The organism is Acerihabitans sp. TG2 (assembly GCF_035013185.1).
In the GTDB taxonomy this organism is placed as follows: Bacteria; Pseudomonadota; Gammaproteobacteria; order Enterobacterales; family Enterobacteriaceae; genus Acerihabitans.
Map to the genome: position 1 here is coordinate 112889 of NZ_JAYGJO010000001.1, position 17656 is coordinate 130544.

Consider the following 17656-nt stretch of genomic DNA (forward strand, 5'->3'; position numbering starts at 1 on the left):
CGTCCTGATACATCATTCCAGGTCTTGCTTACAGAGGAATGGGGTCTCACATGCGGACCGCCCGCAGCATCGCCGCGAACTCGTGGAGCGTCTCGCTACCGCTTGCCTCGGCGTTCTTTAGTCAAGCCTGCAGATGAGCCACAAGCTGTTCGCCGGACTCACCCGATGGCGTCCACAGCCGCCTCAGTTGTTCTCGCATCTTGACCAGTTTGTTAAGTACCTGGCTTTGTTGAATCGCGCTTGACGCCTGCTGCTGCTGGCCGGTCGGAATATGACGCGCGTCCCGGCGCAGCCAGTGCCGCGCGCTGCGGAGGTTTGCAAGCTCGACTGAGTATCCGTGCGCACGCAATCGCAACAGTTCGACAAGTGCCGCGCAGCAGCACGACCGAGATGCCGCGGGTCTGAGGGCTGTGCGGATCTTCGTGAGTTTCGCAGGCGGCGTGGTGCTTCCTATGCACCGCAACCCATTCACGTGTCACGATGCCGGTAGTGAGCCAGAGCCAGCACCTGAAAAAATGTGAAGCCACAGGTCGCAGCTCGACTGAGCGATGCGCTTGGCTGCGGTGCAGAAAGATCGTGACGGCGGCGATAGTGATGTGCGTTGTCACAAGCGTATAGGTGACGATCTGCCAGCCGATGAACCCGCCAAGTCCGTGCATGAGCCAGTCGAAGAGACCGTCGTGCAGTGTGGTCAGAAGTTCAGTCGTATCCATGGAAATCCTCGATGTAATCAAGACGGCGTGCGGACGCCGCACTACTGGTTCGAGCGGACCGCTTTTTCCACCTCGATGATTTTGGCGTCGTCCGGTTCGCCTTCGACGCGCGCGATGACCGCGCCCTTTGCGTCGAGCACGAACACGAATGCCTTGGCACTGTCGTGCGGGATGTTCAAAGCGCTCTCAAGGCTCGACTCGCTCAAGATCCAAGTCTGGTCGTGGTAGCGCGTCGGGATCTTTTCCTTGGCCCTGCCAATTGCGTCTTTCTCGCTCATGAAGAACGGCAGGTCGATAGCGAGCACGTCTCTGATACGCACCCGAGTCTGGTCGATGTTCTTGCGCAGGGCTTCGGCCCACAAGCGGGTGCTCTTTGCCGCGTCAGTACTCGGCGTGACGATCAAGATTGTCGACTGGCCGATTAATTGGGCAGCGCTGACTTTTTCCCCTGTCAGCGCAGTCGCAGTGAAATCGGGGATAGGGCTGTTGGAGGATTGCGACCAGGCGTTGACGGGCCACAGTAGCACAAGCGCGAGCGTGATGAATGTTCTCATAGAGCTTTTCCTTTTTACGGCGGCCGCGGAACGCAGCTTATGCTCAAACTGAATCCTAAGCTGGACGTGCGTGGGTTGTCGGTATGGCAACGTACACACCGGTTACGCAGAGATAGATCATCGAGGCCCGCCGCAGGAAGTCGAATATGGAATTGCAACTGCTCCCCGGCCGCAGTGGACTCGATGACGCGTGACACATTAAGTGATGTCTATCGAGTTCACTTCGACAGGTGCGCCTTCCAGTAGTCATCCACCTTTTCACTCTGCTGGCCAAAGTCATCAAGTGGGGAGAACCGGTGTTCTTTCACGAGTGGAGCGGCGTCCAAATTGCTTTTGGTAGTGCTCAACACGAGCAGGTTGGCGCCGGTAGTCGTCTTGAAGTGATCCCAAGGCACCGGAACGTATTTCTCACCGAAGCCAAATACGCCCCCTCTGCCAATCACCAGGTAAGCGATCTTGCCTGTCTGCGGACTCATAACGATATCGTCGACACTGCCAAGGTCTTCGCCTTGCGGGTTGACCACGCCGGTGCCGACCAATTGATCGGAGCGGAAGGCAGTGTCCCCTCCGGTTACTGGCTGCGCGTCTGCAATCTGCTGAAGCCGCCAACTTGGAACGTCGGCCCTCGCCGCTCCACCTTTGCGCAAATCGGCAGAGTAGCTCTTGTAAATATCGCGCGTCGCACTAAGTAACACCTCACAACCCTTCTGATCGCCGCGCTGAGCCAGAATGTTGGTGGAGGCAATCATCGTACGAACCTCGTAGCCCGGTCGTGCCCTCCAGTAAGTTGCTCCTGGCTGAGTGGTGGTGACGCCGCCAACCGGCACCACCCCACGGTAGCCGTAGCCGTACATTGGATACCCATATCCGTAGACGGATCCGTGTATCCAGTAACCGTCCTTTTGCATCTGACTGTCGAAGGCGCGCAGATCGCTCAAGCATTTCTCCGCCGACTGCCTGTTGGTAGCGGATTTTGTGTCAGAAGACGACTTGTATACCGCAGCGGTTTCAGGCGATGGTGCCGCCATAAGCGGAGCGGCGAAGCCAAAGCAAAATAACGCCGTCAGCGAAGTGGCAAGCGCTGCGCGTGTCATTATTTTTGTTTGCTTGTCGCGTTTCATGGTATGTCTTCCTGTTGACTTATGACCCGAGTAAGCGGGTCGAATATATAGCTGTTGCGGACGAGCAATTTTTCACCCAAACGCCGGAATTTCACTGAACCAGAACGAACTCGGAACTTATTATTTAGCTTTGCTATAAAACTGATGGTTTCTATCAGAACAACGCCGACACCCAAGCCAAAAATGCATTGGCGGTAACACGCCATAGATACTTTTTAATCTTGCATCACGAGTTGTACCGCGTTGAAATATCGATGCTGTTGAATTGCCGGACATGATTGAGTAAGCCGATTTTTTCGAGACTTTCCCTGGGGAGCCTGTTTTGCGTAGATCTCTTGGAGGTTGGACTGATTTTACGTAATGAATCGACATAATATTTTTCCTCGCAAGTACGGGTAGGCGCTGGAGGCCATGTGCGGAATCTCGGAACGTCAGCACAAGTAATTTTTAGGGCTCATCGACGGTACATATTTCGAAATCCGTCGCGCTGGATTTCGCCAAATTATCCTCGTGCTGTGATGTTCCTAAACTAAGCTCCTCGATACGATCAGTCTGTCTGCTAACGCACATACCGGTGGTGGCTGTGTTCACCACTGCGAAATGGGGTCGGCGCACGGTGCGACCGGTTCGTGTCCCGGTGCCCCTGATTGGGGTTGAAGTGCGAGATACTCGGTCCCTGCGACACAACTAGGCTCGATCGGCTTTGGACGGCCGAATGCCAATAGCGCCTACTCGCGTGCTTTCGGACTCAAAGCAGCAACTTTTCCGCTGGAAATTGCTTTCAACTTAGTCAACTCGAAAAACAGACGTTGGTTCACGGATACTATCTGGGCAAGCTCGACCACTAATTGGTCATTTCCGGCGCGAAGCGCCCCGGTCTTTTCTTTCTCATTCATCGGCGCCTGAGGCTTCGAATAACGTTGGGCGCGCACTGACTTGCCCGTGAGAGTGCGAATTCTCTCCGCCACCGCTGGGTACGTGTTGTGAATGAGGCCAGGTGTAACGCCTGCTGCTCGGGCAACCGACGCGATGGAAATCTTCTCGTTACCTACAACAAGGCCATCAATGACTTTATCAAGGGCATCTAGTGTTTTTGACCGCGAACGGCCAGGGGCCTGCCCCTCAGTCGGCTTAATCGCCATGCCCAGCCTCGCCGGTATCGTCATTGATGGGAGATAGACCTAAGCTTGTGATCACATCAAGTGCGACCTGCATGTCGCGCTCTGCTCGCTGCCTTACAGCAGGGCCTGCATCCACGATTTTGATCAGCTTCTGCTGTTGGCTGTAAATGTCCTGCCACGTGCCAGCGAAAAACTCATCAATCACCGAGCTTTTGCATCCTGGGCAGAGTGTGGCTTCGTATAGCCCCGCTCCGTCGCAATGCACCAGCTGTGGCCAGTAGCACGAATGTTGGCATGTGGGGCCGTTTGGGCAAGTAGAGCGGCCCTGTCTTTGATCGGGATAGTCCGCATCTCCACGATCTTTTCGCCCGCCCCGCCAGCCAATGGCTGATCGTCGAGCCATGACTCGATCAGGTCGATTTTGAATTCGGTCATTTGCTGGAAGATTTCTTCGAAAAGGCTTAGATCTTGTTGCGGATTCGATGCATAGAGCTGAGTCATGCTCATGCTGCTATGTTTGAACTGCCATTTTAGATATATCAATGAGGTGCGGCCCATACGGGACTCTACAAAGCATCGAGCATAAGTTCGTCTGCATTGGTGCGTTCTCAGTGGCCAAGTGCTCCCAGCAGCTTTGGCTAACCGATCAAATGCATAATTGGATGCCTGCCCGCTAAGGGCCTCAACATATTGATCCTGAAGTTTACCGCCCGGAGTATGCCGTCCGAGGAACAGCTTTTTCGAGTCCCTTCGCGCCTTTTCCAGCAGGAGCAGGTGTTCAGCGGGGTCATCTGGATTGGTAATTTTTGCTAGAAGCCGGATCTCTTGATCTAGCTCCTTTCTGATAGTCACTGAATATTTTGCCAAGGTTTCAAGCGCGCTCAGAGTTAACTCAGGGACGAGGTACTCTACGCGCCCTTTCCCTGTTTTGTGCTCTATCGTGGAAACCCAGATCGAGTAGGCGGCGGGATTACTCCCGCCGTCCTCTCACACTACCGTACGTACGGTTCCGTATACGGCGGTTCCTGTCTGCATTGAAATCTTTTCTCTTCGCATGAGTCTGTTTCGTGCATCGTGTCGCCGGTTAGCGTTATGAACACCGCAAGCACCATCCAGGTTTCCGACCCTTCCGGTTCATTTGTCGGCGCAATGGTTATACATTGCTTTGTGTTCCGTTAACTCGAGAGCATGTGTGACTTGCCGCTCGTGACAGGTTCGGCCCTTCATGATGCCGGTTTTACACCATTACTACGGCCTCGGCTGACTTCTACTGCCCCATCCTGACACCTCACGATGTCAGTAGCACATGGCAGAACAGTAGATCTTCCGGGGTAATTCGCGCGACCTTCCTGCTTATGCCTGTCGGATCTACGTCACAGCGTTCCGTGCAAGTATTGGGCTTTGATGATATTGGCCACCTTACCCCGCTGCGCCGCCTAATCCGCTTCCTGTTCGTCAGGCCAGCATTTTGCCTTCGGCTTCCTTCAGATCCCACCTCGCAGTGGGCACCCTTGCCGTTCGGCTAACACTTCCCCTTGCCGGGTGTGTAGAGGACTTTCACCTCCAAGTCACCAGTTTGATCACCACAGCCAACCCGGTTGCGCTAAAGCGCAACGCGCCATGCCCGGCGCACCAAAAAAAAGCCCCCACCAATGGTGGGGGCTTCGTTAGACGTTTTCCCGATATACACCCGGAAGATTGCCCTGGGCGTGTTTTATTTCTTGATACGAATAATCGGTGTTTCACCCACCACAACGCTGCCCGAAAGCTTGATCAGCTCTTTAATCTCATCCATATTGGAGATCACAACCGGGGTCAATGTCGATTTTGCTTTCTCTTCCAATAATGCCAGATCAAACTCAATGATGACATCACCTTTTTTAACCTGCTGGCCTTCCTGTGCAATACGTTTAAATCCTTCACCTTTCAGCTCGACCGTATCGATACCAAAATGGACAAACAGCTCAATGCCGCTGTCGGATTCAATGGAAAAAGCATGATTAGTTTCAAAAATTTTACCAATGGTACCGTCCACTGGTGCGACCATTTTATTGCCGCTGGGTTTTATTGCTATGCCATCGCCCACGATTTTTTCAGCGAAAACAACATCAGGTACGTCTTCAATGTTAACAATTTCACCTGATAGGGGTGCAACAATCTCGATGCTTCCCGAGTCCTTCTTATCATCGGAAACCAGAGATTTTAATTTATCGAACAAACCCATGATCTTCTCCTAAGCATTTATATCGGGTCGGCGTAGTGAAATCAGCAGAGCGTTTTTTCTTCAATGAACTTGTTTATCAAATTCATCAGCTCGTCCGCAGTGGGTTGCGCTAAAGCTTCTTCTGCTAATGCCTTTGCATCGCCAAAATTAGTGTTTCTAATGATTTTTTTGATGCGCGGGATAGAGATAGAACTCATACTGAACTCATCCAGCCCCATCCCTAATAACAATAGTGTAGCACGTTCATCACCTGCCAGCTCGCCACACATACCGGTCCATTTACCTTCCGCGTGAGATGCATCAATAACTTGCTTGATTAATGTCAGCACGGCCGGGGACATGGGATTATAAAGATGCGAGATTAACTCGTTACCGCGATCCACTGCCAGAGTATACTGGGTTAAGTCGTTTGTCCCAATACTGAAAAAATCAACTTCTTTGGCCAGATGATGAGCAATGGTCGCCGCAGCAGGTGTTTCCACCATGACGCCCACTTCAATCGACTCATCAAAGGCTTTATCCTCTTCACGCAGTTGGCCTTTGAGCAATTCCAGTATTGTTTTAAGTTCGCGCACTTCCTCCACTGAAATGATCATTGGATACATGATGCGTAATTTGCCAAAGGCTGAAGCCCGCAGAATCGCGCGAAGCTGAGCGTAGAGCATCTCTTTACGATCCAGTCCGATACGGATGGCGCGCCAGCCGAGGAATGGGTTGTCCTCTTTTGGTAAATTCATATACGGGAGGTCTTTATCGCCACCAATGTCCATGGTGCGTACGATAATCGAGCCGGTAGTCAGAGATTCGGCCACCGCTTTATACGCCTGGAACTGTTCTTCCTCGCTGGGTAACGAGTCGCGGTCCATAAACAGGAATTCGGTGCGGTATAGACCGACGCCTTCGGCGCCATTGCGCTCAGCACCAGCCACGTCACGCACGGTGCCGATGTTGGCACACACTTCCACCTGATGGCCATCCAGGGTAATGGCGGGCAAATCCTTCAGTTTGGCCAGTTCGGTTTTTTCTTGCACATACTGATTGTACAGTGCTTTGAGTTCTTCGATTTGCGCCGGCGTGGGATTGACATAAATTTGATTATTTACGGCATCGAGAATTAAATAATCGCCATTCACCACATTTTTGGTCACGCTTCCGGTGCCAACAATAGCCGGAAGCTCAAGGGAGCGGGCCATAATGGACGTATGCGAGGTCCTACCGCCCAAGTCGGTGACGAAACCCAATACTTTATCGAGATTAAGCTGTGCGGTTTCCGATGGGGTTAAATCTGCAGCGACCAGAATCACTTCTTCAGTGATAGAGCTTAAGTCAATAATCGGCATGCCTAGGATATTTCGCAGCAACCGTTTCCCAATGTCGCGCACATCGGTGGCACGCTCTTTTAGATATTCGTCATCAAGTTCTTCCAGCGCTTTGGCTTGGGTCTCAATGACACTGTAAACTGCGGCGTCAGCTGAGGAGAGATCTTCTTTGATGAGGGCTATGATATCCTGCTCAAGCTCTTCGTCTTCCAATAACATGATATGACCTTCGAAGATCGCTTCCTTTTCTTCACCGAAGGTTTCGCCAGCTTTGGTTTTTATCGTTTCCAGCTGCGCGGATGCTTTGGTTCTTCCAGCAAGAAAACGCTCTGTTTCCTGCTCGACTTGGTTAGCAGAGATCTTTTTCCGGTTGATGACGATGTCATCTTCCTTGAGTAAGAGTGCCTTACCAAAGGCGATGCCTGGTGATGCTAAAATGCCTGAAATCATAACCCTACCTTACTTACTCGTGACATGTGTTAACTAAAAAAACCGGGCCTGGTTTACTCAAGCTCAGCCATCAGTTTAACTAAATGTTCTACGGCTTTTTGCTCATCTGGGCCTTCGGCAATGATGGCTACTACGGTGCCTTGGGTCAAACCAAGCGTTTGCAGTTTAAACAAGCTTTTCGCGCTAGCGCTCTTGCCGTTTGAACTCACGGTAATGTCAGAATCGAAGCCTTTGGCTTCTTTCACAAATTGAGCGGCTGGGCGGGTATGTAAACCGTTCGGTGCGGTAATCGTAACTTCTTGCTGGAACATTCTGTTTCCCCAACTTATTTGATATCAGTACTGTGGGGCTAAAGTTTAGCGTATAAAATGCACTTTAGCCTATATGGTTAGTGCCTTAGTATGTGACAAAGGCCAAGATGTATGCGAGCGAAAAACGGTTTAAAAGCATTTCCGGCCAAAATCGGTGTTGGCCGCGTTGACCGTTTTGCATCATATCATTATGCTGCTTTCGAATAAAAATCCATATAGCGTTAATCGATTCAGCTAGCAGAACAATTAGTAGCACGATTAATTTCATACATCGAAATAATTGTCTACTTAAATACCGCCATAGCCAACAAAATCAATTATACAGGGGGCAAAAATTTGATCCACTCCACAAAAAAGCACCCGGGCGGGTGCTTTTGCTAGAACACATGCGTAAAGATCCTGATGGTTTTTACTGCTGTAGTTCTTTTTCGGTAAAAACATCAGCAAAAAGCGCGGTGCTCAAATAACGTTCTCCGGAAGACGGCAAAATCACCACTATGGTCTTATCGGCAAAGGCTTCTTCTTCCTGCAACTTCAGCGCTGCGGCTACTGCGGCCCCAGATGAGATGCCCGCGAGAATGCCTTCTTCTTGCATTATCCGACGGGCGGTATTGATAGCTTCATCATTGGTAATCTTCACCACACGGTCAATCAGGCTCAGATCGAGGTTTTCCGGGATAAAACCTGCGCCAATACCCTGAATCTTATGTGGACCGGGTTTAATCTCCTCGCCGGCCAGCGCCTGGCTGATGACCGGCGAATCGGTGGGTTCAACCGCTACCGAGATGACCGCTTTACCTTTAGTATTTTTCAGATAACGGCTAACCCCGGTGAGGGTACCGCCGGTACCAACGCCGGCAATAAACACGTCCACGTTACCATCGGTATCTTGCCAGATTTCCGGACCGGTAGTCTGTTCGTGAATTGCCGGATTCGCGGGATTACTGAACTGCTGCAGCATTAAATAATGCTGCGGATCGGTAGCGACAATCTCTTCGGCCTTGGCAATGGCGCCCTTCATACCCTTAGGGCCGTCGGTCAGTACCAGGTTCGCCCCCAGGGCCTTGAGCAATTTACGGCGTTCGGTGCTCATGGTGTCCGGCATTGTCAGGGTGAGTTTATAACCACGCGCGGCAGCAACGTAGGCTAACGCGATGCCGGTATTGCCGCTGGTGGGTTCCACCAATTCGATGCCAGGCTTGAGCACACCACGTTTTTCTGCATCCCAAATCATATTTGCGCCGATACGGCATTTTACGCTAAAGCTCGGGTTACGGGATTCTACTTTTGCCAGAATGCGGCCATTGCCAATATGATTTAATCGTACAAGCGGCGTGTGGCCGATTGTATAAGAATTGTCTTCGTAAATGTTACTCATGGCCAGTCCTTTACTATGGATGCAAATTGAAAGAGATGATGAGCAAAGCATACCCTTTCACATAGATGACGGAAGTAAAAGAAAAGTATATCGATATGTTATTAAGGCATAAGTTTTTATCATAGAACCAAAACACCCACAGCGTGAAAAAATACGAGGCGTACAGCAGGGTTCAGCGAATGTTGTCCGCAGATGCAAAATCCTTACGGTAACGATCTACCCACATAGCCGTCGCGCCACAGGTCGCCACTGGCATGATCACCAGGTTAATTATAGGTATCACAGTACAAATATAGACCATAATGCCAAATTGCAAATTCTGGGTTTTATGCTGCCGCAATGCGCGGCGCATGGTCACAAAGGGGACCTTATGATTGTCAAAGGGATAATCACTGTATTGGATGGACATCATCCAGGCGCCAAATAAAAACCACATTGCCGGGGCGACGGTCTGGCCGAAGGCCGGTATCAGATGCAATAGCAGCAATACCAATGCTCGCGGCAGGTAATACGCGAGTTTAACCCATTCCCGATGCAGTATTCGTGGCGTATCCTTGAGCATTGATATCACGCCGCTGTCCGGTGGTTCTTCGCCAGTAAGCCGGGCTTCAAGTTGTTCTGCCAGCAGACCACTGAACGGTGAGGCGAGAAGATTGGCTATCGTGCTGAAAAAATAACTGAAAATCAACAGCACCGCCAGTACGCTCAGTGGCCAAAGCAGGTAGCCCAACCACTGCAACCACTCAGGTACGCGTTGCATGATGTGTGGGATCCAACTTTGTAACCGTGAGTAAAGCCACCAGAACGCGCCGCCTAATAGCAGGATGTTCATCAGTAGGGGAAGGACAACGTAGCGTTTGATCCCGGGCAGCATCATTAATTGCCAGCCGCTGGCAAAATAATGGAAACCACTACGGGATTTTATATTGTTATGCATTTATTTTGACCAAATTTTATACAGTTAAAAAAGAGTGAAAGCCATCTTCGTCACGTTGATTTTGTGTCGTCCGGCCACTTTTGGATGAAATAGCAGCAAAAAACTGTGCTGATGCTATCTTTATTGTCAGAAAGTACCGTGCGGACTTGCACTTGTCTACGCAGGCAAATAGAGTTAGGAAAGTAAATGCTTGCCATAGTGGCAATGAAATTGAATTAGAACAACTGAGATGGCAATGATGCAGGATTTGCGTCTGATATTAATCGTTGTGGGTGCGATCGCTATCATAGCGTTGCTGTTACACGGCCTATGGACCAGCCGTAAAGAGCGCTCATCGGTTTTTCGCGATCGGCCGGTTAGACGATTTAAACAAGATAGTCAGGAACACGACGAGACTCCGCTGGATGAGCGGGATGAGGGTGTGGGCGAAGTGCGGGTAACAAAACTGCGTACCGACGAGCCCACGCTTGGTCGCTATGATCACGGCATACATTCTGAAGGGGATCGGTCTGTCGACGCCTCGTCCGGTGAGGCTGATCCTTATCCTTATGATAATGGCCCCTATGATGCAGCACCGCGCGTATCGAAAAAATCGGTCGATGGTGAACATCAGGCAAATCAGCCAGTACCGAAACCACGGGATTCGTTAACCTCAGACCCGCGTTTTCAACACCGCAGCGGTCACGATGCGCTGCTTGATGGTGTCGAGGATGATGATGAAGATGAGGTTGCCGCTCCTGCGCCGCGACGTCACACGTCTTTTTTTAAAAAGCGCGCTGTAGCGCCCCCGGTCGAGCCGGTTAAGCCGCACACCGACGAGAACCGGGTAGAGATTGATGAATCGCACTCCTCTGAACCGGATGCTGAGGCCGCCGCAGCGCCGCTGTCTACAGAGCCGGTAAAACGCAAAGAGGCAGTGCTGGTGTTGCATGTCGCCGCCCATAATGGCACGGTGATTGGTGGCGAAGAGCTGTTGCAAAGTGTTTTGCAGGCGGGTTTCCAGTTTGGTGAGATGAACATTTTTCACCGACACCTGAATCCGGCGGGCAGTGGTCCTGTACTGTTCAGTTTGGCGAATATGGTCAAACCGGGCTCCTTTGATCCCGAAGAGATGGGAACGTTCACCACTCTGGGGGTTTCAATGTTTATGATGGTGCCCTCCTATGGTGATGCTCATCAAAACTTCAAGCTCATGCTGCAGTCGGCACAGCGTATTGCCGATGATTGCGGCGCCGTGGTGCTCGACGACCAACGCCGCATGCTGACGCCGCAAAAGTTGGATGTCTACAAGGCACTGATACGTGAAGTGCTCGAGGTTAACGCCGGCGGCTAATGTTGTTTAACGGCCCGCATGACTGATTTAACTCCCCCGCTTGCGGGGGTTTTTTCGCTGATGGTGAGCAATGGAACAAATCAACCTCTATATTGAGAATCTGCGCGATCTGCTGCGTCGGTATGAATATCAATATCACGTTATGGATGACCCCCAAGTACCGGATGCTGAATACGATCGGCTAATGGCCGAACTGCGCGAACTTGAGACCCAACATCCCGACATGCTTAGCGCGGATTCGCCTACGCAACGGGTGGGGGGGGCGCCGCTTAGTGCATTTCAGCAGGTGCGCCATGAAGTTCCGATGCTGTCTTTGGACAACGTTTTTGACGAAACCAATTTTCTGGCGTTTGACAAGCGGGTCAGGGATCGGCTGAGAAGCGACGAGGAACTCACTTACTGTTGTGAATTGAAGCTTGATGGCCTGGCGGTAAGCTTGTTATATGAGCAGGGTGAGCTGGTACGTGCCGCCACGCGTGGCGATGGCACCACCGGTGAAGATATTACCGCCAACGTACGCACCATCCGTAGCATTCCGTTGAGGCTGCGTAACGGTGCCGGGCCAATACCGCGCCGAGTAGAGATCCGCGGTGAGGTATTTATGTCCGAGGCAGGATTCGAGCGTTTAAACGATGATGCCCGGCACCATAACGCGAAGTTGTTTGCCAATCCACGTAACGCTGCCGCCGGTTCATTACGCCAATTGGATCCGTCCATCACCGCTAAACGGCCGCTGACTTTTTTTTGCTACGGCGTCGGCCTGCTGGAAGGCGGCGAACTGCCTACCAGTCACTGGGAGCGTCTGCAACTGTTTAAATCCTGGGGGATGCCGGTCAGTGATCGTGTTCAGTTGTGTACCGGAGCCGAACACGTATTGGCCTTTTATCAACAGATCCAGGCAGACCGCGCGTCCCTGGGATTTGATATTGACGGTGTGGTGATTAAGGTCGATTCCCTGGTGTTACAAGAACGCCTGGGTTTTGTCGCCCGTGCGCCGCGTTGGGCCATGGCCTATAAATTTCCTGCTCAAGAGCAGATGACTCGGGTACGCGACGTGGAGTTCCAAGTCGGGCGCACTGGCGCGGTGACCCCGGTGGCTCGACTGGAGCCGGTACTGGTCTCGGGCGCCATGGTGAGTAACGCCACGTTACATAATGCCGATGAAATTGAACGGCTGGGACTGCGCATTGGCGATACGGTGATTATCCGCCGTGCAGGAGATGTGATCCCTCAGGTCGTGGGCGTGGTACTGGATAAACGACCGGGCGATACGCGTGCGATTGTTTTTCCGACCCATTGCCCAGTATGTGGGTCCGACGTAGAGCGAGTTGAAGGGGAGGCAGTGGTTCGTTGTACTGCCGGATTGGTCTGCGCGGCCCAGCGCAAGGAGGCCCTTAAGCACTTTGTCTCTCGCCGGGCGCTGGATGTTGACGGTATGGGCGATAAAATTATCGATCAACTGGTTGATCGTGAACTGGTAAAGACCCCGGCCGATCTGTTTCGGTTGAAGCGGGAGACGTTGACCCGTCTGGAGCGTATGGGCCCTAAATCGGCACAAAACCTGCTGACGGCACTGGAAACCGCCAAACAAACCACCTTCGCCCGTTTTCTTTATGCGCTCGGTATCCGTGAGGTGGGTGAAGCCACTGCGGCAAATCTGGCGGCGGAATTTAAACATCTGTCCGCGCTTTATGCGGCTGATATCGAGGCACTGGTGAGCGTACCGGACATCGGCCCGGTAGTGGCGGCGCATGCACGGCATTTTTTTGATGAGCAGCACAACCTGGACGTCATTGCCGAATTAACCAGCCCGGAAATCGGTATTCATTGGCCGGAGCCGATTGCTGCGCCAACCCCTGGTGCCGGCAACAGTCCTTTCAGCGGTAAAACCGTGGTGCTGACCGGGTCCTTAACCGGGTTATCCCGTGGTGAGGCCAAAGATCGCCTGGTGGCCCTTGGGGCCAAGGTCAGCGGCAGCGTATCGGCTAAAACCGATCTGGTGATTGCCGGCGAAGCAGCCGGGACTAAATTGAATAAAGCGCGGCAACTCGATATTCCGATCATTGATGAAGCGGAAATGATGCGCCTGCTCGGTGATGCATAAGCTGTTTCACCGTTTTAATGACCGATACCCGATAGCTTTCGCGATGCGGGTAGGTGGTAACCGAATGAATCCCGATAAGCTTACGCAGGTTAGTCATGCGGGTGAACGAGCGTAGTCAACGCATCTGGCGCGTAAACAGTGAAGAGAATCAATGGAAAAAGAAGATCTGGTGGCTATTGCCAATACCATCATGCCGTTCGGAAAATACCAGGGCCGGGCGCTTATCGATTTGCCTGAACCCTATTTACTGTGGTTTGCCCGGAAAAATGAGTTTCCAGAGGGTCGTTTGGGTCAATTAATGTCCCTTACGCTGGCAATAAAAATAGAGGGGCTTGAGGGGCTTATCAAGCCACTTAAACAGCGTCGATCTTGACGTCCACCCCGGCATAAAGGCCGCGTCTTTACGCGACAATGGGTAACGAAAGGCGTTGGTTTTTTATCGGTGGCACTATTTTTTGATGTTTAATCAACGCGCCCCCCGCACATAGGCCGTCCCCAGCGCACTTGGTAAGCTGGCGCGTCTGCCGAGCATCAGCAATACCAACATGACCGCGATAAATGGCAGCATTTGGATCGCGTCGGTGGGTACCGCCACGCCCACGACCTGCAATGCGGTAGTCAGTGATAAACACAGGCCAAACAGCAGTGCCCCACCCAGGACCCACAACGGTTTCCCCCGGGCCAGCATGGCCAGCACAATACCGATAAAACCATTGCCCTGGGTCATATAGGGCACAAAAATACCGGCAGCGATTTGTGACATATACGCACCGCCCAACCCCGCCAACGCCCCCGTGACCAGTACCGCCAAGGTTCGGGTCCACAAGACGTTAACCCCGGCAGCATCGAGGGCTGCGGGTTGATCTCCGGCGGCATACAGCGCAAGCCCAAGATTGGTGTGGCGATAAATAAAGGCCATTAACGCCACGCAGCCAATGGCCAAATACACCACCATCGGTTGATTAAACATTATCCGTCCGACAAACGGAATTCGTGACAACAGCGGCAGCGCCACGGTTTCCACGCTGCCCAGTCGGGGATACGTCCGGCTAAACTGCAGGTAATGCAACAAGGCGGTTGCGCCTTGTGCGCCGAGCGTCAGGGCAATGCCGATAACAATCTGATTTAACCCCAGCCACACACACAAACCGGCCATGAGTATCGCAACCATCATTCCCCCCGCCGCGCCGCCCAGCAGCCCCAGCGCCATGGAGTGGCTTTGCCAGGCGATATAAAAACCCAGGTAGGCACCGGTCAACATCATGCCTTCCAGACCGATATTCAGCACGCCGGTCTTTTCCGACAACTGCTCTCCCAGCCCGGTCAATAACAGCGGCACGCTGGCGACGATGGCCCCTAGCAGCAATGAGGCTAAAAATCCTGATGTGAGCAAGTCCATCATTTACCCTTGATCTGTTCCTGGCCAGGTCCGCTGGCGTCGCCGTTGCTCAACCATTTGCGTTAGGCCAAGCACCATAAGTAAAATAGCTACCGTCACCAGCGTAAAATAATTGGGTATCCCCATGCGGCGTGCCGCGCTTTCACTGCCGATTGACAGTACCGAGAAGACAAACACAAACGCGACTGTGCCGAACCCGTTGAAACGTGCGAGAAACACCAATGGCACCACCAACAAGCTATAGGCCGGGTTCCAATCGGCGCGCACATTGCCTTCGATGCCGAGTACGTCCACCGCGCCCGCCAGCCCGGCAAGTGATGCCGACAGGGCGAGCACCGCGATGGTCAGCCAGCCAACCGGCAGACCAGCATGCAAGGCCGCACGCGGATTGGCGCCGACGGTGCGTAATCGTAGCCCCAATGCAGTGCGGGTCATCATCACATGTACCACGATAATGGCCACCAGACCGATAAGTAGCCCGCTGGAAACGTGGGTGCCGAACAGCGCAGGCAGGCGGTGGGCGTAGGGTAGGGTGCGTGTCTCGGGTACCGTGGTGGCGGGATCGGTAAACACCAGCTTTACCAAGATATTGGCGAGTGAAATACCGATAAAAGACATCATCAAGGTCGTAATGATCTCATTTATATGCTGCCAGGCTTTGAGCATCGCCGGCAAAATGGCCCAAATGCCGCCCACCAGCGCACCGGCCAGCAACGCTGCGCACCAGGTTAACCAGACGGGTGTGCCCAGGTGGTCAAGGGGAGCCGCAACTGCTGCGGCAATCACCGCCCCCAGTAAAAACTGGCCATCGCCACCAAGGTTCCACAAGCCGGCACGAAAGGCCACGATCAGGCTAGCGCCGATCAGTAATAAAGGGCCCATGCGGGTGAGCGTAGCCTGCAGGCCGGAAGGGGTCAGTAGCCCCTTTTGTACCACATAACCATAGTATTCTAGCGGGTTGACGTCCATGATCATCAATAGCGCGCTAGTGATAGCCAGCGCGATAAGGACCGGGCCTACCGATAAACCCACGCCAGCCAGCCAATAGAACCATCGTGTCGACACCACCGACGCTATGCCGGATGCCGGCAATGAACCGGTATGCCGCCTCATGATACCGCACCGCTCATCATGGCGCCGATGTGGTTACGGGCCAGGGAATCGTTATCGACGGTACCCACGAGAGTACCCTGCGACATAACGGCGATGCGGTCCGACAGTTCCAGCAACTCTTCCAGGTCTGTGGATATCAGCAACACCGCCACCCCCGATTGTGCCGTTCGGCGGATCCGCTCACGAATTGATTGGCTATTTTGCACATCCAGGCCATGGGTGGGTTTGGCAAAGATGACGGCTCTAGCCTGACCACCCAGTTCGCGAGCCAATAATACTTTCTGGATATTCCCGCCAGATAACGTGCCGACAGGTGTGTCGATTTGCGGTGTCCGGATATCGTATTCAGCAATTTTATCGCGCGCGTGGTAGGCAATTTGCTGTGCCTGCATGAAACCTCGGCGCCAAAAAGGTGCCTCGCCAATCTGTTTTAACAACAGGTTGGTGGCAACCGGGAAACTGACTACCGTACCTTCGCCCATCCGATCGTCGGTTATGTAACGCAAACCGCGTTGACGTCGCTGACCGATGCTGCACGATCCAATAGATTCGCCCATCAACAGGATCCGGCCACGGGTCATGGGTCGCTGACCGGCCAGCACTTCCGCCAATTGTTTTTGACCATTGCCGTCAATACCGGCAATTCCGACGATTTCACCGGCGCGGACCCTAAGTTCAATGCCCTTGAGCGGCATGAGTGAGTCGGCAACCTCAATAGCCAGTGCTTCAAGCACCGGTTCGCCGAGCGTTTTTTTGCTGGGCTTGGATGTAGGTAGCACTGCACTGTCGGGGCGTGCAGATAAATCGAACATCATTTCCACTATTTCTGCCGTGGCCTGGTGGCGCGAAAGCGATGTCAGCCGTTGCGGGGTGATCTCGCCCACTTTGCGCCCACGGCGCAGCACCGAGATTCGATCGCCCCAATTCAGCGCCTCGTTAAGTTTATGGGTAATAAAAACCACCGCCAGGCCCTGGGCCACCAGCCGGCGCATCAGTTGCCCCAATTCTTGCGCATCATCCGGGGTCAACATGGCGGTGGCCTCATCGAGGATTAATATCCGGCTACCGCGCAGCAGCGTGCGGATAATTTCCGCCTGCTGCTGTTCCCCCAGTGATAACGAGCCCGCGCGGGCGAAGGGATTGACGGTGACGCCAATATCGCGGGCAAGGTCATTAATCCGTTGCGCATAGCGGTGGCGGGCCGGGCGTCGCCACCAGGTATCACCCAATGCGATATTATCCACTATGCTCAAACCCGGCACCATCATGGCATGTTGAAATACCGTGCCGATGCCGAGTGTATGAGCGCGACGTGGTGAGCTAACCGACTGAATCTGTCCGTCTACGGTAATATAGCCCTCATCCGGTTGTTGCAGACCAGATAGCATCGCGACCAGCGTGGATTTTCCGGCGCCGTTTTCCCCTAGCAGCACCTGAACTTCACCGGGCCATAATGTGAGGTCGATTTGGTGATTGGCAATAATTCCAGGGTAACGTTTGGTGACCTGGTTTAAGGTAATAACCGGGGTCTTCACTGCAGACGGGTTCTGGCTCATCATTATCTCAATCGGGTTAATCG

The 17656-nt window shown here is 53.0% G+C and carries 17 protein-coding genes; 3 read left to right on the forward strand and 14 right to left on the reverse strand.

What is annotated here, in order from left to right; all coding sequences use genetic code 11:
- Positions 1-212: 212 nt before the first annotated feature.
- The 11 genes from SJI19_RS00515 to cysZ all read right to left on the reverse strand — a co-directional run bounded on the left by SJI19_RS00515 (position 213) and on the right by cysZ (position 10128).
- Complete coding sequence (locus tag SJI19_RS00515) at positions 213-713, reverse strand: fatty acid desaturase (protein ID WP_323476304.1); 501 nt, start codon at positions 711-713, stop codon at positions 213-215.
- Positions 714-754: 41 nt separating this feature from the next.
- On the reverse strand, positions 755-1267 hold the full coding sequence (locus SJI19_RS00520; protein WP_323476305.1) for a hypothetical protein: 513 nt from the start codon (positions 1265-1267) through the stop codon (positions 755-757).
- A gap of 218 nt (positions 1268-1485) precedes the next feature.
- Positions 1486-2388, reverse strand: coding sequence for a PRC-barrel domain-containing protein (locus SJI19_RS00525; RefSeq protein ID WP_323476306.1), 903 nt, complete (start codon positions 2386-2388; stop codon positions 1486-1488).
- 728 nt (positions 2389-3116) lie between these two features.
- Positions 3117-3530 carry a TetR family transcriptional regulator gene (locus tag SJI19_RS00530; protein WP_323476307.1) on the reverse strand — a complete coding sequence of 138 codons (414 nt, stop codon included), beginning with the start codon at positions 3528-3530 and terminating at the stop codon, positions 3117-3119.
- Positions 3520-3714 carry a hypothetical protein gene (locus tag SJI19_RS00535; RefSeq protein ID WP_323476308.1) on the reverse strand — a complete coding sequence of 65 codons (195 nt, stop codon included), beginning with the start codon at positions 3712-3714 and terminating at the stop codon, positions 3520-3522. The genes SJI19_RS00530 and SJI19_RS00535 overlap by 11 nt, the downstream gene beginning before the upstream one ends.
- Positions 3711-4010 carry a hypothetical protein gene (locus SJI19_RS00540; RefSeq protein WP_323476309.1) on the reverse strand — a complete coding sequence of 100 codons (300 nt, stop codon included), beginning with the start codon at positions 4008-4010 and terminating at the stop codon, positions 3711-3713. The genes SJI19_RS00535 and SJI19_RS00540 overlap by 4 nt, the downstream gene beginning before the upstream one ends.
- Before the next feature lie 1213 nt (positions 4011-5223).
- On the reverse strand, positions 5224-5733 hold the full coding sequence (crr, locus tag SJI19_RS00545; protein ID WP_323476310.1) for a PTS glucose transporter subunit IIA: 510 nt from the start codon (positions 5731-5733) through the stop codon (positions 5224-5226).
- A 41-nt stretch (positions 5734-5774) separates the two neighbouring features.
- Positions 5775-7502 carry a phosphoenolpyruvate-protein phosphotransferase PtsI gene (gene ptsI / locus SJI19_RS00550; protein WP_323476311.1) on the reverse strand — a complete coding sequence of 576 codons (1728 nt, stop codon included), beginning with the start codon at positions 7500-7502 and terminating at the stop codon, positions 5775-5777.
- A 53-nt stretch (positions 7503-7555) separates the two neighbouring features.
- Complete coding sequence (ptsH, locus tag SJI19_RS00555; protein WP_323476312.1) at positions 7556-7813, reverse strand: phosphocarrier protein Hpr; 258 nt, start codon at positions 7811-7813, stop codon at positions 7556-7558.
- Positions 7814-8222: 409 nt separating this feature from the next.
- Positions 8223-9191 (reverse strand): cysteine synthase A, encoded by a 969-nt coding sequence (gene cysK / locus SJI19_RS00560; protein WP_323476313.1) that lies wholly within the window; start codon positions 9189-9191, stop codon positions 8223-8225.
- Between the two features lie 172 nt (positions 9192-9363).
- Positions 9364-10128, reverse strand: coding sequence for a sulfate transporter CysZ (gene cysZ, locus SJI19_RS00565; protein ID WP_323476314.1), 765 nt, complete (start codon positions 10126-10128; stop codon positions 9364-9366).
- A gap of 235 nt (positions 10129-10363) precedes the next feature.
- Here cysZ and zipA point away from each other — a divergent pair, with 235 nt between their 5' ends.
- The 3 genes from zipA to SJI19_RS00580 all read left to right on the forward strand — a co-directional run bounded on the left by zipA (position 10364) and on the right by SJI19_RS00580 (position 13938).
- Positions 10364-11461, forward strand: a complete 1098-nt coding sequence (gene zipA / locus SJI19_RS00570; RefSeq protein WP_323476315.1) for a cell division protein ZipA — start codon at positions 10364-10366, stop codon at positions 11459-11461.
- Between the two features lie 70 nt (positions 11462-11531).
- Complete coding sequence (gene ligA, locus SJI19_RS00575; RefSeq protein WP_323476316.1) at positions 11532-13565, forward strand: NAD-dependent DNA ligase LigA; 2034 nt, start codon at positions 11532-11534, stop codon at positions 13563-13565.
- 151 nt (positions 13566-13716) lie between these two features.
- Positions 13717-13938 (forward strand): DUF3820 family protein, encoded by a 222-nt coding sequence (locus SJI19_RS00580; RefSeq protein ID WP_323476317.1) that lies wholly within the window; start codon positions 13717-13719, stop codon positions 13936-13938.
- 93 nt (positions 13939-14031) lie between these two features.
- Here SJI19_RS00580 and SJI19_RS00585 read toward each other — a convergent pair whose 3' ends face one another.
- The 3 genes from SJI19_RS00585 to SJI19_RS00595 are packed head-to-tail and all read right to left on the reverse strand — an operon-like array spanning position 14032 to position 17636.
- Complete coding sequence (locus tag SJI19_RS00585; protein WP_323476318.1) at positions 14032-14967, reverse strand: putative B6 ABC transporter permease subunit 1; 936 nt, start codon at positions 14965-14967, stop codon at positions 14032-14034.
- Positions 14968-16077, reverse strand: coding sequence for a putative B6 ABC transporter permease subunit 2 (locus tag SJI19_RS00590; protein ID WP_323476319.1), 1110 nt, complete (start codon positions 16075-16077; stop codon positions 14968-14970).
- Positions 16074-17636 (reverse strand): putative B6 ABC transporter ATP-binding protein, encoded by a 1563-nt coding sequence (locus tag SJI19_RS00595; RefSeq protein ID WP_323476320.1) that lies wholly within the window; start codon positions 17634-17636, stop codon positions 16074-16076. The genes SJI19_RS00590 and SJI19_RS00595 overlap by 4 nt, the downstream gene beginning before the upstream one ends.
- Positions 17637-17656 lie beyond the last annotated feature (20 nt).

Bases quoted from the DNA above. Each gene is read 5' to 3' on its own strand.
- SJI19_RS00515 (WP_323476304.1), bottom strand. From the start codon at position 713: ATGGATACGACTGAACTTCTGACCACACTGCACGACGGTCTCTTCGAC.
- SJI19_RS00520 (WP_323476305.1), bottom strand. From the start codon at position 1,267: ATGAGAACATTCATCACGCTCGCGCTTGTGCTACTGTGGCCCGTCAAC.
- SJI19_RS00525 (WP_323476306.1), bottom strand. From the start codon at position 2,388: ATGAAACGCGACAAGCAAACAAAAATAATGACACGCGCAGCGCTTGCC.
- SJI19_RS00530 (WP_323476307.1), bottom strand. From the start codon at position 3,530: ATGGCGATTAAGCCGACTGAGGGGCAGGCCCCTGGCCGTTCGCGGTCA.
- SJI19_RS00540 (WP_323476309.1), bottom strand. From the start codon at position 4,010: ATGACTCAGCTCTATGCATCGAATCCGCAACAAGATCTAAGCCTTTTC.
- crr (WP_323476310.1), bottom strand. From the start codon at position 5,733: ATGGGTTTGTTCGATAAATTAAAATCTCTGGTTTCCGATGATAAGAAG.
- ptsI (WP_323476311.1), bottom strand. From the start codon at position 7,502: ATGATTTCAGGCATTTTAGCATCACCAGGCATCGCCTTTGGTAAGGCA.
- ptsH (WP_323476312.1), bottom strand. From the start codon at position 7,813: ATGTTCCAGCAAGAAGTTACGATTACCGCACCGAACGGTTTACATACC.
- cysK (WP_323476313.1), bottom strand. From the start codon at position 9,191: ATGAGTAACATTTACGAAGACAATTCTTATACAATCGGCCACACGCCG.
- cysZ (WP_323476314.1), bottom strand. From the start codon at position 10,128: ATGCATAACAATATAAAATCCCGTAGTGGTTTCCATTATTTTGCCAGC.
- zipA (WP_323476315.1), top strand. From the start codon at position 10,364: ATGATGCAGGATTTGCGTCTGATATTAATCGTTGTGGGTGCGATCGCT.
- ligA (WP_323476316.1), top strand. From the start codon at position 11,532: ATGGAACAAATCAACCTCTATATTGAGAATCTGCGCGATCTGCTGCGT.
- SJI19_RS00580 (WP_323476317.1), top strand. From the start codon at position 13,717: ATGGAAAAAGAAGATCTGGTGGCTATTGCCAATACCATCATGCCGTTC.
- SJI19_RS00585 (WP_323476318.1), bottom strand. From the start codon at position 14,967: ATGATGGACTTGCTCACATCAGGATTTTTAGCCTCATTGCTGCTAGGG.
- SJI19_RS00590 (WP_323476319.1), bottom strand. From the start codon at position 16,077: ATGAGGCGGCATACCGGTTCATTGCCGGCATCCGGCATAGCGTCGGTG.
- SJI19_RS00595 (WP_323476320.1), bottom strand. From the start codon at position 17,636: ATGATGAGCCAGAACCCGTCTGCAGTGAAGACCCCGGTTATTACCTTA.